At 57.8% G+C, this 13,687-nt stretch carries 16 protein-coding genes; 10 read left to right on the forward strand and 6 right to left on the reverse strand.

Annotation, left to right across the window (positions count from 1 at the left end):
• The first annotated feature begins 6 nt into the window (after positions 1-6).
• From urtB to zinT, 5 genes are read left to right on the forward strand one after another with little or no spacing between them, the layout of a single operon-like run.
• On the forward strand, positions 7-1,581 hold the full coding sequence (gene urtB, locus V1603_RS14575; RefSeq protein WP_395312831.1) for an urea ABC transporter permease subunit UrtB: 1,575 nt from the start codon (positions 7-9) through the stop codon (positions 1,579-1,581).
• Entirely contained in the window at positions 1,581-2,654 is a 1,074-nt protein-coding gene (gene urtC, locus V1603_RS14580; RefSeq protein WP_316387201.1) for an urea ABC transporter permease subunit UrtC, read from the forward strand. Before urtB ends, urtC begins: the two co-directional genes overlap by 1 nt.
• Positions 2,654-3,451, forward strand: coding sequence for an urea ABC transporter ATP-binding protein UrtD (urtD, locus tag V1603_RS14585; protein ID WP_116339945.1), 798 nt, complete (start codon positions 2,654-2,656; stop codon positions 3,449-3,451). The genes urtC and urtD overlap by 1 nt, the downstream gene beginning before the upstream one ends.
• Before the next feature lie 9 nt (positions 3,452-3,460).
• On the forward strand, positions 3,461-4,159 hold the full coding sequence (urtE, locus tag V1603_RS14590) for an urea ABC transporter ATP-binding subunit UrtE (RefSeq protein ID WP_163329615.1): 699 nt from the start codon (positions 3,461-3,463) through the stop codon (positions 4,157-4,159).
• Positions 4,160-4,211: 52 nt separating this feature from the next.
• Positions 4,212-4,853: a metal-binding protein ZinT gene (gene zinT, locus V1603_RS14595; protein WP_395312832.1), complete on the forward strand. Its 642-nt coding sequence runs from the start codon at positions 4,212-4,214 to the stop codon at positions 4,851-4,853.
• Positions 4,854-4,898: 45 nt separating this feature from the next.
• Here the strand turns inward: zinT and ydeE are convergent, their stop codons facing one another.
• Positions 4,899-6,092, reverse strand: a complete 1,194-nt coding sequence (gene ydeE, locus V1603_RS14600) for an efflux MFS transporter YdeE (RefSeq protein ID WP_116339939.1) — start codon at positions 6,090-6,092, stop codon at positions 4,899-4,901.
• Positions 6,093-6,285: 193 nt separating this feature from the next.
• On the opposite strand from ydeE, the gene eamA reads away from it, so the two are divergent.
• On the forward strand, positions 6,286-7,191 hold the full coding sequence (gene eamA / locus V1603_RS14605; RefSeq protein WP_166711140.1) for an O-acetylserine/cysteine exporter: 906 nt from the start codon (positions 6,286-6,288) through the stop codon (positions 7,189-7,191).
• A gap of 31 nt (positions 7,192-7,222) precedes the next feature.
• On the opposite strand, the gene marB is transcribed toward eamA, so the two are convergent.
• Genes marB through marR form a run of 3 tightly spaced genes read right to left on the reverse strand, consistent with a single transcriptional unit; the run spans position 7,223 to position 8,310 of the window.
• Positions 7,223-7,441 (reverse strand): multiple antibiotic resistance protein MarB, encoded by a 219-nt coding sequence (gene marB / locus V1603_RS14610; protein WP_116339935.1) that lies wholly within the window; start codon positions 7,439-7,441, stop codon positions 7,223-7,225.
• Between the two features lie 33 nt (positions 7,442-7,474).
• Positions 7,475-7,855 (reverse strand): MDR efflux pump AcrAB transcriptional activator MarA, encoded by a 381-nt coding sequence (gene marA, locus V1603_RS14615; RefSeq protein WP_008502237.1) that lies wholly within the window; start codon positions 7,853-7,855, stop codon positions 7,475-7,477.
• Between the two features lie 20 nt (positions 7,856-7,875).
• Complete coding sequence (gene marR / locus V1603_RS14620; RefSeq protein WP_116339933.1) at positions 7,876-8,310, reverse strand: multiple antibiotic resistance transcriptional regulator MarR; 435 nt, start codon at positions 8,308-8,310, stop codon at positions 7,876-7,878.
• Positions 8,311-8,566: 256 nt separating this feature from the next.
• Here marR and V1603_RS14625 point away from each other — a divergent pair, with 256 nt between their 5' ends.
• Positions 8,567-9,232, forward strand: a complete 666-nt coding sequence (locus V1603_RS14625; protein ID WP_116339931.1) for a MarC family NAAT transporter — start codon at positions 8,567-8,569, stop codon at positions 9,230-9,232.
• 46 nt (positions 9,233-9,278) lie between these two features.
• Here the strand turns inward: V1603_RS14625 and V1603_RS14630 are convergent, their stop codons facing one another.
• Positions 9,279-10,475, reverse strand: coding sequence for a sugar transporter (locus V1603_RS14630; RefSeq protein WP_116339929.1), 1,197 nt, complete (start codon positions 10,473-10,475; stop codon positions 9,279-9,281).
• Positions 10,476-10,651: 176 nt separating this feature from the next.
• Here V1603_RS14630 and V1603_RS14635 point away from each other — a divergent pair, with 176 nt between their 5' ends.
• The 3 genes from V1603_RS14635 (at position 10,652) to V1603_RS14645 (ending at position 12,825) form a co-directional block, all read left to right on the forward strand.
• A complete protein-coding gene (locus V1603_RS14635; protein WP_116339927.1) occupies positions 10,652-11,440 on the forward strand; it encodes a PhzF family phenazine biosynthesis protein in 789 nt (262 codons plus the stop codon).
• Between the two features lie 26 nt (positions 11,441-11,466).
• Entirely contained in the window at positions 11,467-12,261 is a 795-nt protein-coding gene (locus tag V1603_RS14640) for a PhzF family phenazine biosynthesis protein (RefSeq protein ID WP_116339925.1), read from the forward strand.
• 81 nt (positions 12,262-12,342) lie between these two features.
• Entirely contained in the window at positions 12,343-12,825 is a 483-nt protein-coding gene (locus V1603_RS14645) for a GNAT family N-acetyltransferase (RefSeq protein ID WP_163329372.1), read from the forward strand.
• Here the strand turns inward: V1603_RS14645 and V1603_RS14650 are convergent.
• The gene (locus V1603_RS14650) at positions 12,779-13,657 is read right to left on the reverse strand and encodes a LysR family transcriptional regulator (RefSeq protein WP_116339922.1); all 879 of its coding nucleotides are present in this window, start codon (positions 13,655-13,657) and stop codon (positions 12,779-12,781) included. The two genes, V1603_RS14645 and V1603_RS14650, sit on opposite strands and share 47 nt — an antisense overlap.
• Positions 13,658-13,687 lie beyond the last annotated feature (30 nt).

The following is a 13,687-nucleotide window of genomic DNA, read 5'->3' on the forward strand; positions in this document are numbered from 1 at the left end:
AACGTCATGAACGCCATGCGCATGTTCATCGCTCTTGTATGGCTTTCCGGACTGCTGCCAGGGATGGCGCAGGCATCGGATGCCGATCGTTTTGTTGCCGCCAGCCGCAGCCAGCAGGCGGATTTACTCACGCAGTGGGCCGCCGCGCCGGATGCCGCACGGCTGCCGCTGCTTCAGTCTCTGCAAAAGGAAAACCTGTATACCGACAGCCAAAAGCACGCCTTTGCGCAGCGCAATGGTCAAATGGTTTCGCTCGGTGAAGCCCGCGTGGCCGAAGGGCCAGCCAAAGCCGTTCGTCTGACCAACCGGCTGCGCGTGCTGGCCGCTACGGCCATCGCTACACATCAGCTGGTTAGTGACGGTGTCACAGAAAGACGAGCAGCGGCGCGTCAGCTTCAGCGGGATGCCCAGCCCGGGATGCTCGCTTTTCTCGAAAAGCGGGTAAACGATGAAACGGACGCTGTCGCACGCCAGGCGCTTTTACTGGCGGTGGCGAATCTCCAGCTGGCCAGCCCGCAGGCAGAGGTGCGCCACAAGGCTGTCGAATTATTAGGCCAGTCAGACGATCCGGACGTGCAGTCCAGACTCACCCCGTTCACTCAGGCGCAGACCGAGCCGGACGCCAGCGTGCGCGCGGCCGCGCAGGAGAGTCTTAGCCAGATCCAGCATCGACTGATGTGGGGCGACCTGCTGGGCCAGGCGTTTATGGGGCTGTCCCTGGGATCGGTGCTGCTGCTGGCCGCGCTGGGGCTCGCTATCACCTACGGCCTGCTGGGCGTCATTAATATGGCGCACGGCGAGATGCTGATGCTGGGCGCGTACGCCACGTGGATGGTGCAGCAGGCGATGGCCGGGCTTGCGCCCCAGTGGCTGGCGCTCTATCCCGTTATCGCGCTGCCGGTGGCGTTCTGCCTGACGGCGGGCATCGGGATGGTGCTGGAGCGCACCGTGATCCGTCACCTGTATGGTCGCCCGCTGGAAACGCTGCTGGCAACGTGGGGGATCAGCCTGATGATTATCCAGCTGGTTCGCATGACGTTTGGCGCCCAGAACCTGGAGGTAGCAAACCCGGCATGGCTGTCCGGCGGGGTGCAGGTTTTTGCCAACCTGACGCTGCCGTGGAACCGCATCGTGGTGCTGGGCTTTGTGCTGATGGTGCTGTTCTTTACCTGGCTCATTCTGAATAAAACCCGTCTGGGGCTCAACGTGCGGGCGGTAACGCAGAACCGCAGCATGGCCGCCTGCTGCGGGGTACCGACCGGGCGCGTCGATATGCTGGCGTTTGGGCTGGGCTCAGGGATCGCCGGGCTAGGCGGCGTGGCGCTATCCCAGCTTGGGAACGTCGGGCCGGAGCTCGGTCAGGGTTACATCATCGACTCGTTCCTCGTGGTCGTTCTCGGTGGCGTGGGCCAGCTGGCAGGCAGCGTAGCCGCCGCATTTGGGCTGGGCATTTTCAATAAAATTCTTGAGCCCCAGATGGGGGCCGTGCTGGGCAAGATTGTGATTCTGGTAGCGATCGTGCTGTTTATTCAGAAGCGTCCTCAGGGGCTGTTTGCGCTGAAAGGGAGGGTGATTGACTGATGAGCCAGCCGCTAACCTTAACGCTGGCGCGTAAAGCGCCGCGCGTCACGCAGATTGCAGGCAGCCTCCTGGTGGCATGTCTGCTGATATTACCGTTTTTTGCCTTGCTGCCTGCGACGCATCCGCTGGCGCTGTCGACCTGGATGCTGACGCTCATCGGCAAGATCCTCTGCTATGCCATCGTTGCGGTGGCGCTGGATCTGGTGTGGGGCTATGCCGGGATGCTCTCTCTTGGGCACGGCATCTTCTTCGCCCTGGGCGGCTATGCGATGGGGATGTACCTGATGCGTCAGGCGTCAGGGGACGGCCTGCCCGCGTTTATGTCGTTTCTCTCCTGGAGCGAGCTGCCGTGGTTCTGGTGGGGCACCCAGCACTTTGCCTGGGCGCTGGTGCTGATTGTGATGGTACCGGGCCTGCTGGCGCTGGTGTTTGGCTGGTTTGCCTTCCGCTCAAAGATCAAAGGTGTCTACTTCTCGATTATGACCCAGGCGCTGACCTACGCGGGCATGCTGCTGTTCTTTCGCAACGAAACCGGATTTGGCGGCAATAACGGCTTTACCGGCTTCACTACGCTGCTCGGATTTTCGGTGACGGAAACGGCCACCCGCATCGCGCTGTTCCTGGCAACCGTGCTGCTGCTGCTCATGGCGTTGGGTACCGGATTTGCGCTGGCGAAGAGCAAGTTTGGCCGCATCCTGACCGCCGTGCGCGATGCCGAAAACCGCCTGACGTTTTGCGGCTACGATCCGCGCGGGTTCAAGCTGCTGGTATGGACGCTCTCTGCCGTGCTGTGCGGCCTGGCGGGGGCGCTGTACGTCCCGCAGGTGGGCATTATCAACCCCGGAGAGATGTCGCCGACCAACTCGATAGAAGCCGCCATCTGGGTGGCGCTGGGCGGGCGCGGCACGCTGGTGGGGCCGGTGATTGGCGCGGCGCTGGTCAACGGAGCGAAGAGCTTTTTCACCGTCGCCATGCCAGAGTACTGGCAGCTTTTTCTGGGACTGATTTTTATTGCCGTCACGCTGTTCCTGCCGCGCGGCGTCTACGGTCTGTTGCGTAAGGGAGAGAAATAATGCAGCCAACGGAAGGATTATTTACCCGCCAGCTGCCCGGCGATCGCTACCGGGAGCAGACTGACCCGGTGCTTCAGCTTGAGGCCATTAACGTCAGTTTCGACGGCTTTCAGGCCCTGACCGATCTCTCGCTGAATATCGGCGTGGGCGAGCTTCGCTGCGTGATTGGTCCCAACGGGGCCGGTAAAACCACGCTGATGGACGTCATTACCGGCAAAACGCGGCCAAAGAGCGGCAGGGCGATTTACGATCAGTCCATCGACCTGACCGCGCTTGAGCCTGCGGCCATTGCCCGTCAGGGGATTGGTCGAAAATTCCAGAAGCCCACGGTCTTTGAAGCGCTGACGGTGTGGGAAAACCTCGAGATCGCCATGAAAACCGACAAATCCGTCTGGGCGAGCCTGCGGGCAAAACTCAACGGCGAGCAGCGCGACCGGATCGATGAAATGCTGGTGTTGCTGCGCCTTAGCAGCGAGCGCGATCGCCGCGCCGGGCTGCTTTCGCACGGGCAGAAACAGTTCCTGGAGATCGGCATGCTGCTGGTGCAAGACCCGCACCTGCTTCTGCTGGATGAACCCGCCGCCGGGATGACTGACGCAGAAACGGAATACACCGCCGAGCTGTTCAGAACCCTGGCGGGCAAGCACTCCCTGATGGTGGTGGAGCACGATATGGGCTTTGTTGAAACGATTGCCGACCACGTCACGGTGCTGCATCAGGGGCGGGTGCTGGCGGAGGGCTCGCTTCGCGAGGTGCAGGCCAACGAGCAGGTGATTGAGGTCTATCTGGGGCGCTAAGGAGCGATGATGTTACAGGTTAACGAACTGAATCAGTATTACGGCGGCAGCCATATCCTGCGCGGCGTGAGCTTTGAAGCCGTCACCGGCGAAGTCACCTGCCTGCTGGGGCGCAACGGCGTCGGGAAAACCACGCTGCTGAAGTGTCTTATGGGGCTGATCCCGGCGAAAACCGGGGAGGTCATCTGGCAGGGTAAAACGATCACCCACAGCAGGCCGCACCAGCGGGTGCAGTCTGGCGTGGCGTATGTCCCGCAGGGGCGCGAGATTTTTCCGCGCTTAACTGTGGAAGAGAACCTTCTGCTGGGGCTGTCGCGATTTCCCGCACGCGAGGCGAAGCAGGTGCCTGACGAAATCTGGCAGCTGTTCCCGGTACTTAAAGAGATGAAGCATCGTCGCGGGGGCGATCTCTCGGGTGGGCAACAGCAGCAGCTGGCGATTGGACGCGCGCTGGCGAGCCGTCCGCAGCTGCTGATCCTGGATGAACCCACCGAAGGCATACAGCCATCCGTCATCAAAGAGATTGGCCACGTGATCCGCACCCTGGCAAACAGAGGCGACATGGCGATCCTGCTGGTCGAGCAGTTTTACGACTTTGCCGCAGAGCTGGCCGACAGCTATCTGCTGATGTCCCGCGGCACCATTATTCAGCGCGGGCGGGGTGAAAATATGGAGCAGGAGGGCGTTCGCGGGCTGGTTGCGATCTGAAATGTTATAATATAACATTCTCGTTCTTATAAAACGGAACGAGGGCGTTACTTTGGCTGCATATATTGGAAAATTTGCCATGACTCTGGGGGCGCTGCTGGTCAGCGGCCAGCTGTTTGCTCACTCGCACGGTCATCAGATGACCGAAGCGGAACAGAAGGCGGCAAACGGCGTGTTTGAGGATAAGGACGTGAAGGACAGAGCACTGTCAGACTGGGACGGGACCTGGCAGTCGGTTTATCCGTTCCTGCTGGACGGCTCGCTGGATCCGGTCTTCAGGCAGAAAGCGCAGAAGGATAAAAGCAAAACCTTTGACGAGGTGAAAGCGTACTACCGCAAGGGATATGCGACGGACGTGGATGCCATCGGCATCGAAAATAACGTGATGGAATTTCATAAAGGCAAAGCGGTCAGCCGCTGTCAGTATGGTTACAGCGGCTACAAAATTCTGACCTATGCGTCAGGTAAGAAAGGCGTTCGCTATCTGTTTGAGTGTAAAGATGCCGACAGCAAGGCGCCTAAATTCGTGCAGTTCAGCGACCACACCATCGGACCGAAGGCCTCTTCGCACTTCCATATTTTCATGGGCAACACCTCCCACGAGGCGCTGCTGAAAGAGATGGATAACTGGCCGACCTATTATCCAAACGAGATGTACAAAGAGCAGGTGGTGGAGGAGATGCTGCACCACTGATGCTTTATTGCCGGGTGGCGGCTGCGCCTTACCCGGCCTACATGGTTACGCGACTTTGGGCACTTCGCACCACGCCTTCACGCTCATCCCGCGCAAAATCATCAGCCACGCAATGACGATGGCGACCATCATGATGACAAACAGCGACCAGTGCGGCAGGTTGGTCAGGATAATACCGGTGATCATCGGGTTTGCCGCCGCGCCGAGCCAGCCCAGCGCCTGGGCTGAAAAATAGCTCGCCTTCATCCCCGGCGGGGCAATGTTGTCGATCAGCATGTATTCACCCGGTGCGTAGATAATCTCACCCAGCGTAAAGACGGCGGCGGCGATGCCCCAGTAAATCAGGTTCTCTCCGGAGAGCATAAAGCCCCCCAGCCCCAGGATAAAAAACAGCGTTGCGGCGGTCATTAAAGGCCGAATATTGCTGGCGGAGATCTTGCGCCCCAGCGCGTACTGCAGCGTCACCACCACGGCTGCGTTAACGGGCAGCACCACGGCGACCACCTTCTGGGCAAAATCGCTGTCGGCATTGGCGGCCAGAACATACTGCGAAATGCAGCTGGCGAACGATCCGCCCACGTAAGACGCGAGCAGGCCGGAGAGGGTGAACCAGAACAGGGCGCGGTCTTTCAGCAGTACCGACGGCTGCCAGGGCATCTTCTCCTCGGCGGTATCCAGCGCGACGCTTTTCTGCACGAAGAAATGAATAAACCCGAGCGGCAGCGCGGCGCAGAAGGCGGCCAGCCAGAACGGCAGCTGCAGGCTGTACATCACCAGCAGGGTGCCAATGGGCGGCCCGATCGTCCAGCCAATGTTCAGGAAGCTGTAGTTCAGCGAGAAGACGCGCGCTTTCTGGCTTGCGGTGAGCACGTCGGAGAACCAGGCCTTCAGCACCGTCGAAAAGACGGAATAGGCGCAGTTGATCAGGGAAAAGAACAGCACCACCAGCGTGACGTTATCCACCAGCGGGATCGCGACAAAACCGGCGATAAAGGCCACGATCGCGATCAGCATGTAGCGCTTTTTATCAAACTTATCGGCCAGAATGCCAAATCCCAGGCTGAACACTACGCCGACGGTGAGCGCAATCGTCAGGGCATAACCAATATTCTCGACGCTCATATTAAACACGCGCGTGAGATAAATGGTCATGAACGGCAGCGTTGCCCCCCGACCGATGGTTAATAACAATGACGATGCCAGTAGCGCTGCGGTTGAGCGCCTGAGAGATGGTTTCATATTCCTGCCCGACAATTGCTTATGCTTTTTATGTTGTGTCCTAAAAGGAGTATCACGACATAAGGGGCTTGTATAGCACCCGATTTATCCCTAAGTGCTTCAGCTCCCTGCCAGAAATAATGATCTTCTCGCGGTACACTTTTTTCTGTTACCTTGAAGTGTTAACAAATTATTAATAATTCAGGGGCAGGGTATGACGCGTAAAGACGGGCTGCTGGCGTTGCTGGTGGTCGTGGTATGGGGGCTCAATTTTGTGGTCATCAAGCTGGGATTGCACAACATGCCCCCGCTGATGCTGGCCGGTTTGCGTTTTATGCTGGTGGCATTCCCGGCGCTCTTTTTCGTCGCCCGTCCAAAAATTCCGTTAAAACTGCTTTTGGGCTATGGCCTGACCATCAGCTTTGGCCAGTTCGCGTTTCTCTTCTGCGCCATTAAGTTCGGGATGCCGGCCGGTCTTGCCTCGCTGGTGTTACAGGCGCAGGCGTTCTTTACCATTATTCTCGGCGCCTTCGTGTTTGGCGAACGTTTACAGGGCAAACAGCTGGCGGGGATCGCGCTCGCGGTGTTTGGCGTGCTGGTGCTGATTGAAGCCAGCCTGAACGGTCAGGACGTGGCGCTGCTCGGGTTTATGCTCACGCTGGCGGCGGGGCTGAGCTGGGCCTGCGGCAATATCTTCAACAAGCTGATTATGCAGCACGAGGCGAGGCCTCAGGTGATGTCCCTGGTGGTCTGGAGCGCGTTGATCCCGATAATCCCGTTTCTGGCGGCGTCGTTTATTCTGGATGGCCCGGAGGTGATGCTGAACAGCCTGGTCGACATCGATCTGACCACGATCCTTTCTCTTATCTATCTGGCGTTTGTCGCCACCATCGTGGGCTACGGGATCTGGGGCTCGCTGCTGGGGCGCTATGAGACCTGGCGCGTCGCGCCGCTGTCTTTGCTGGTTCCGGTGGTGGGGCTTGCCAGTGCGGCGATACTGCTGGATGAAACGCTAAGCGCGCTGCAGCTGCTCGGTGCCGTGCTGATCATGGCCGGTCTGTACATCAACGTGTTTGGTCTGCGTGTACGTCGGGCGGCGCGGGTGAGTGGAAAGGCATAAAAAAGCCCCGCGTATGCGGGGCAAAAACGAATCAGAGGCCGTGCCGATTATAATAAGGCACGCCTAATTCGTCGGATTTGTCGCTACCAGCACCCATATGGTTGAAATCAAAAGGTGACTGGTCATGTGCTGACGGCAAAATCATCGTGTCACGATTATTTTGCTGCGTTGCACCTGGGGTTTGCTCCGCGAAGGTCTGGCTGGAAAACAGCACCAGCAAGGCGAGGGCGGCGGAGGCGGTAACGTTCATTTTTTCCTCGGTTACGTCTGTTACAGGCGATGTTTAACTACAGTGTTTTAACGGATACAGATAACGGGATTCACCCGGTACGCTGGTGATTCGGTACTTATGAGGCGGCACGTCAAAGTAGTTCTTGAACGTACGCGTCAGGGTTTGCTGTGATTCAAATCCGTAACGCTCCGCCAGATAAAGGATCGGCTCATTGCTTTCTTTCAGTTTCTGGGCAATTTCCGTCAGTTTGCGGCTGCGAATATATTGACCTAATGAATGACCGGTCTCTTTTTTGAACATCCGTTGCAGGTGCCATTTGGAGTAACCTGAACGCTCAGACACTTTTTCAAGGGAGAGCGGCGATTCCAGGTTATCTTCGATCCAGTCCAAAATGCTATGAATAGTGATAGCGTCAGTATTGCGTCTGGACATCGTCATACCTCTTTTTCTGTTTACGGCAGTATTTTCTTCAGCAAAAGCTCAAGGGTTGCCACTTCATCTGCCGTTAAGTTTTTTGTTAGTTCCTGATGCAGTGTTTGTCCTACTAATTGATGACATTGCTCGCACATAGCCGCGCCATCGCTGGTGAGCCTGACCAGTACGCCGCGTTTGTCATTTGGGTTAGGGCTTCGTTCTACCCATCCTTTGCAGACGAGACGATCGAGCATGCGCGTTAACGCACCCAGATCGACAGAGAGCACCTTTTTCAGCTCAACCGGCGTGATACACCCTTCGCAGCGAATGGAGCACAGCACTTTGAACTGTGTTGCGGTGATATCCAGCGGTGACAGATAGTCATTGAGCAGGCGATCTTTTTTCTGGTTAACCATATGAATAAGACGACCCAGTGGAACAACGTCGTTGAAGATATCACTGGTGTTTTTCACAATGGTTGCCCTGGCAAGTAGTTTAGTCACGGCAGATATTATTGCTCAGGCAAGTATAAGTCAACTGAATGAATCGGCCGATGCCACGAATTGCTAAAACGTTTCATGAACTTTATTTGAAAGCTTGTAAATCATATAGATAACTGCTGGTTATCATTACCTTAAGAAAATAATCGTTACGTTGCGCTGATGGCTGAGCGTCACACTTTCACCCTATAATTGCGATGTTAAATGTGGATAAGGACAACGACGCACTATGTTGGATTTGATTAAAGCAATTGGGCTTGGGCTGGTGGTACTGCTGCCGTTGGCTAACCCGTTAACGACGGTGGCGCTTTTCCTCGGGCTGGCAGGGAACATGAACAGCGCCGAGCGCAATCATCAGTCGATGATGGCTGCCGTGTATGTCTTTGCCATCATGATGGTGGCTTACTATGCGGGACAGGTGGTGATGAACACCTTCGGGATTTCCATCCCTGGCTTGCGTATCGCCGGGGGGCTGATCGTGGCCTTTATCGGCTTCCGCATGCTGTTCCCGGCGCAAAAGGCGCACGAGTCGCCCGAGGCGGCCAGTAAATCCGAAGAGCTGGAAACCGAACCGAGTGCCAATATCGCCTTTGTACCGATTGCCATGCCGAGCACGGCGGGGCCGGGTACCATCGCGATGATCATTAGCTCCGCGTCGACGGTGCGCGACAGCGCAACCTTCCCGGACTGGGTGCTGACGGTTGCGCCGCCGCTGATTTTTGCGATTATCGGGCTTATCGTCTGGGCGTCGCTGCGCAGCTCTGGCGCCATTATGCGCTGGGTAGGCAAGGGCGGGATTGAAGCCATTTCGCGGCTGATGGGCTTCTTGCTGGTTTGTATGGGCGTGCAGTTTATTATTAACGGCGTGCTGGAGATTATTAAGACCTACCATTGAGTTTATTGCCGGGTAAGGCGAAACCGCCACCCGGCATAAACAAACCTCACCCGTGCTGCCCTTGTTCCTCCAGCGCCACCGGCCACTTGCGGAAGATGAGTACCGACCAGATCAGCGCCACCAGGGCCGGAATGGCTCCCAGATAGCCAATCGCCGACATCGACACGTGCAGGCTAATCTGATTTCCCACCAGCGCCCCCGCGCCAATCCCCAGATTGAATATCCCCGAGAACAGCGACATCGCCACGTCCGTGGCATCCGGCGCCAGGGCCAGGACTTTCACCTGCATGCCGAGACCAATAATCATAATCGCTACGCCCCAGAACAGGCTCAGGATCGCCAGATGGCTTTCGCTGCCTGACGCAGGCAGCAGCAGCACCAGGCACGCCAGCAGCAGGCCGATGGCGCTGCTCACAAGCAGGGAGGCATGCTGGTTACCCAGTTTGCCAAACAGCACGCTGCCAATAATGCCCGCGCCGCCGAGGATGAGCAGTAAGAGGGTGGCAAAGTTAGCGCTAAAGCCCGCGACCATCTGCACAAACGGCTCAATGTAGCTGTACGCCGTGTAATGCGCGGTGACCACGATAACGGTGAGCAGATAGATACTCAGCAGCGCCGGGCGACGCATCAACAGCGGCAGGCTTTTCAGCGAGCCGGAATGTTCGCTCGGCAGCGCGGGCAGCAGCTTAATCAGACACACCAGCGTCACCAGCGCGCCCATGCCGATGGCGAAGAAGGTGGTACGCCAGCCGAAGTATTGTCCCACGATGCGGCCAATGGGCAGCCCCAGCACCATTGCCAGCGCGGTACCGGTGGCAATCAGGCTCAAGGCCTGGGCGCGTTTACCCGCCGGCGCGAGTCGAATAGCCAGCGACGCGGTAATCGACCAGAAGACCGCGTGGGCAAAAGCGATGCCGATGCGGCTAATGACCAGCACCGTAAAATTCCACGCCATAAACGACAGGACATGGCTGGCAATGAACAAAGTAAACAGACCGATCAACAGCCTGCGCCGCTCCATCTGGCTGGTCAGCAGCATAAACGGCAGCGACATCAGCGCCACGACCCAGGCGTAGATGGTCAACATAATGCCCACCTGCGCCGTTTCCATCTGGAAGCTTTCGGCTATGTCAGACAACAGCCCAACCGGAACAAATTCTGTGGTGTTAAAAATAAACGCGGCAATGGCCAGCGTGACCACGCGTAGCCACGCAACTCTGCGGGAAACTGTGTTCGTTGTCATAGGGATGTGGAGATACGTTGCTGGAAAGAAGAGGAGACGATCTTAAAACGTTGAACGGCGAAAACTCAACCATTATGTGACGCAGATCTCAATATTTACTTTATGAAAGCGGTAGCCGGAGGCACTGTTTTCATTGAATATAAAAGTACAACACAGCAAAAACAGGCGGTAAGACAATGCAGGAGATTGATTTTTATCTGGTAGATGCGTTCAGCAAAAGTGCTTTTGGCGGCAACCCGGCGGCGGTTTGCCCGCTGAAAGCGTGGTTACCCGATGAGACGCTACTGAAAATGGCGCAGCAGCATAATCAGTCGGAAACCGCATTTTTCGTCTGCACTAAAGGCGGCATTGAGCTACGCTGGTTTACCACGCTCGCCGAAGTCAATCTTTGCGGCCATGCTACCCTTGCCGCCGCGTACGTTCTGTTTAATGAACTGGATTATCCCGATTCACGGATCCACTTTGACACTGCGTCCGGTCGCCTGACGGTCAGCCGGGAGGGAGAGTGGATGACGCTGGACTTCCCGGCGTGTCCGACCTGTGAAGAGACGCCGCCGCCGGAAATGCTTGCGGCGCTAGGTATCCGCGATTACGTTGAAGCCCGTAAGGGCCGCGCCTGGGTGATTGTGCTGGAAAACCGCCAGCAGGTTGAAGCGCTTGAGCCGCGCTTTTCGGCGATGACGCCGGGCGAGCATAAGGTGAGCGTGACGGCACCGGGCGAAGGGGAGTATGACTTTGTCAGCCGCTTCTTCTCGCCGGGCGTTTCCGTTCCGGAAGATCCGGTCACTGGATCCGCGCACACGATGCTGATCCCCTACTGGAGCGAAAAGCTGGGGAAAACGGCGATGTTTGCCCGTCAGGTCTCGGCGCGCGGCGGGGATGTACGCTGCGAGCTGCGAGGGGAGCGCGTATTGATGAGCGGTCAGGCGTCGTGCTACCTGAAAGGCACTGTGTATCTGCGCTAAAACTGATAACAAGAGAGGAAGAGACAATGCGGGAAATTGATTTTTATCTGGTGGATGCCTTCAGCGACAAAACCTTTGGCGGCAACGCCGCGGCGGTATGTCCTCTGGAAGAGTGGCTGCCCGACGAGACCCTTCTCAAGATGGCGCAGCAGCATAACCAGTCTGAGACCGCCTTTTTTGTGCGAACAGACGGTGGGTTTGAACTGCGCTGGTTTACCACGCTGCATGAAATTAACCTCTGCGGCCATGCGACCCTCGCGGCATCGCACGTCATTTTTGAGTATCTGGACTACCCACATACGGAAATTCACTTTACCACGCGCTTCGTGGGCGAGCTGACGGTCAAACGCAGCGGTGACTGGCTGACGCTGAACTTCCCCGCGTGGTCGACGGAAGCCGTCGATAACCCGCCGCCGGCGCTGTTTAGCGCGCTGGGCATCCCGGCGGCGAAAGAGGTGCGCGTCGGGCGAGATTATATGGTGGTGCTGGAGAGCCAACAGCAGGTGGAGGCGTTAACGCCTGATATTGGCGCGATGGTACCGCTGGATAAAATGGTCTGCGTGACCGCGCCTGGCGAGGGAGAATATGACTTCGTCAGCCGCTTCTTCTGCCCGGGCGAAGGGGTACCGGAAGATCCGGTTACCGGGTCCACGCACAGCATGCTGATCCCTTACTGGAGCGAAAGGCTGGGTAAGACGTCGCTGAACGCCCGCCAGGTGTCGTACCGCGGCGGGGATCTTCGCTGTGAACTGAAGGGCGACCGCGTGCTGATTGGCGGCCAGGCAACGCTGTATCTGAAAGGGCGTGTCTTTTTGCGCTAGCCGGACGGCGTATAAGTTAATACTATGATGCACCCAGGCAGGCCTGCGCTATGTTGAAATAAAAACAACAAGGAGCCTGCCATGTATTCCATTACCTCTGAATCTGCCCGCCATCCGGACATTACCAGACTGATCGCGGCGCTTGACCGCTATCAAAGCGAACTCTATCCCGCCGAAAGTAATCATCTGCTCGATCTGGCTGCGCTGCCGGAAACGTCGCTGATCCTGATGATCGTCCGCGACCAGCAGCTTCAGGCCGTCGGCTGCGGCGCCATCGTGCTCAACGGGGACGGAACGGGAGAGATGAAGCGGGTCTATATCGATCCGGCCCATCGGGGCCAGCATCTCGGTGAGACGCTGCTGGCCGCCCTGGAAGACGAGGCCCTGAGCCGTCATTGCCACACGGTGCGGCTGGAAACGGGCATTAAGCAACGCGCTGCGGTTCGTCTCTATGAACAGTGCGGATACGAACTGCGTCCGGCCTTTGCCCCCTACGTTGACGACCCGCTCAGCCTGTTTATGGAGAAGGCGCTGGTTGAAGACGTTCGTTTAGCAGCGCTATAAACGCCTCCAGCTGGCGGGTCATCGCCCCGCGACGCCACACCAGCCAGGTGGTGAGCCAGCGCCAGTTTTCCGCCAGTGGCCAGGCTTCAACCTGATGATGGCCCGGCATACTTTCCAGCATTGAGCGCGGCATCAGGGCAATGCCTGCACCCGCAATGACGCAGGCGAGCATGCCGTGGTAGGACTCCATCTCATGAATGCGGCCGGGCGTGGCTCTGTCCGCATGAAACCAGCTTTCAAGGTGTCGGCGATACGAGCAGTTCGCGCGAAAGGCATAAACGTCGCTGCCGCTCACCTGCGCGGCGCGCGTGACCTCCGCCTGCCCGGCAGGTGTGACCAGCATCATCTCTTCCCTGTAGACCGGCATCCCCTCCAGCTCCGGGTGCGACAGCGGTCCGTCGACAAAAGCGGCGCTCAGGGTTCCCTCCAGTACGCCGTCAATCATCGTCCCGGATGGCCCGGTAGAAAGGGCAAACTGGATGCGCGGGTAGCGCTGGTTAAACTGCGCCAGCGTCTCAGGGATGCGCACGGCAGCGGTGCTCTCCAGCGCGCCGAGGGCAAACAGCCCCTGCGGCTCATCGCCTGCGACAACCATGCGCGCTTCATCCACAAGCGCCAGAATCTGCCTGCTGTAGCGCAGGAAGTTATGCCCGGCGGGAGATAAGCGCAAACGCTGGTTCTCACGAATAAACAGCTCAACGCCAAGATCGGCCTCCAGTTGGCGGATGCGGGTCGTCAGGTTCGAGGGAACGCGATGCACCTTCTGTGCCGCCTGGGTGATGCTGCCCGTCTGTGCGACGGCGTTAAACATTTCAAGCTGGGTTAAATCCATAGCATTCTCGTTTCGTGAATAAGGTGGTCA

The organism is Enterobacter sp. ECC-219, from assembly GCF_043966805.1.
Taxonomy (GTDB): domain Bacteria; phylum Pseudomonadota; class Gammaproteobacteria; order Enterobacterales; family Enterobacteriaceae; genus Enterobacter; species Enterobacter cloacae_N.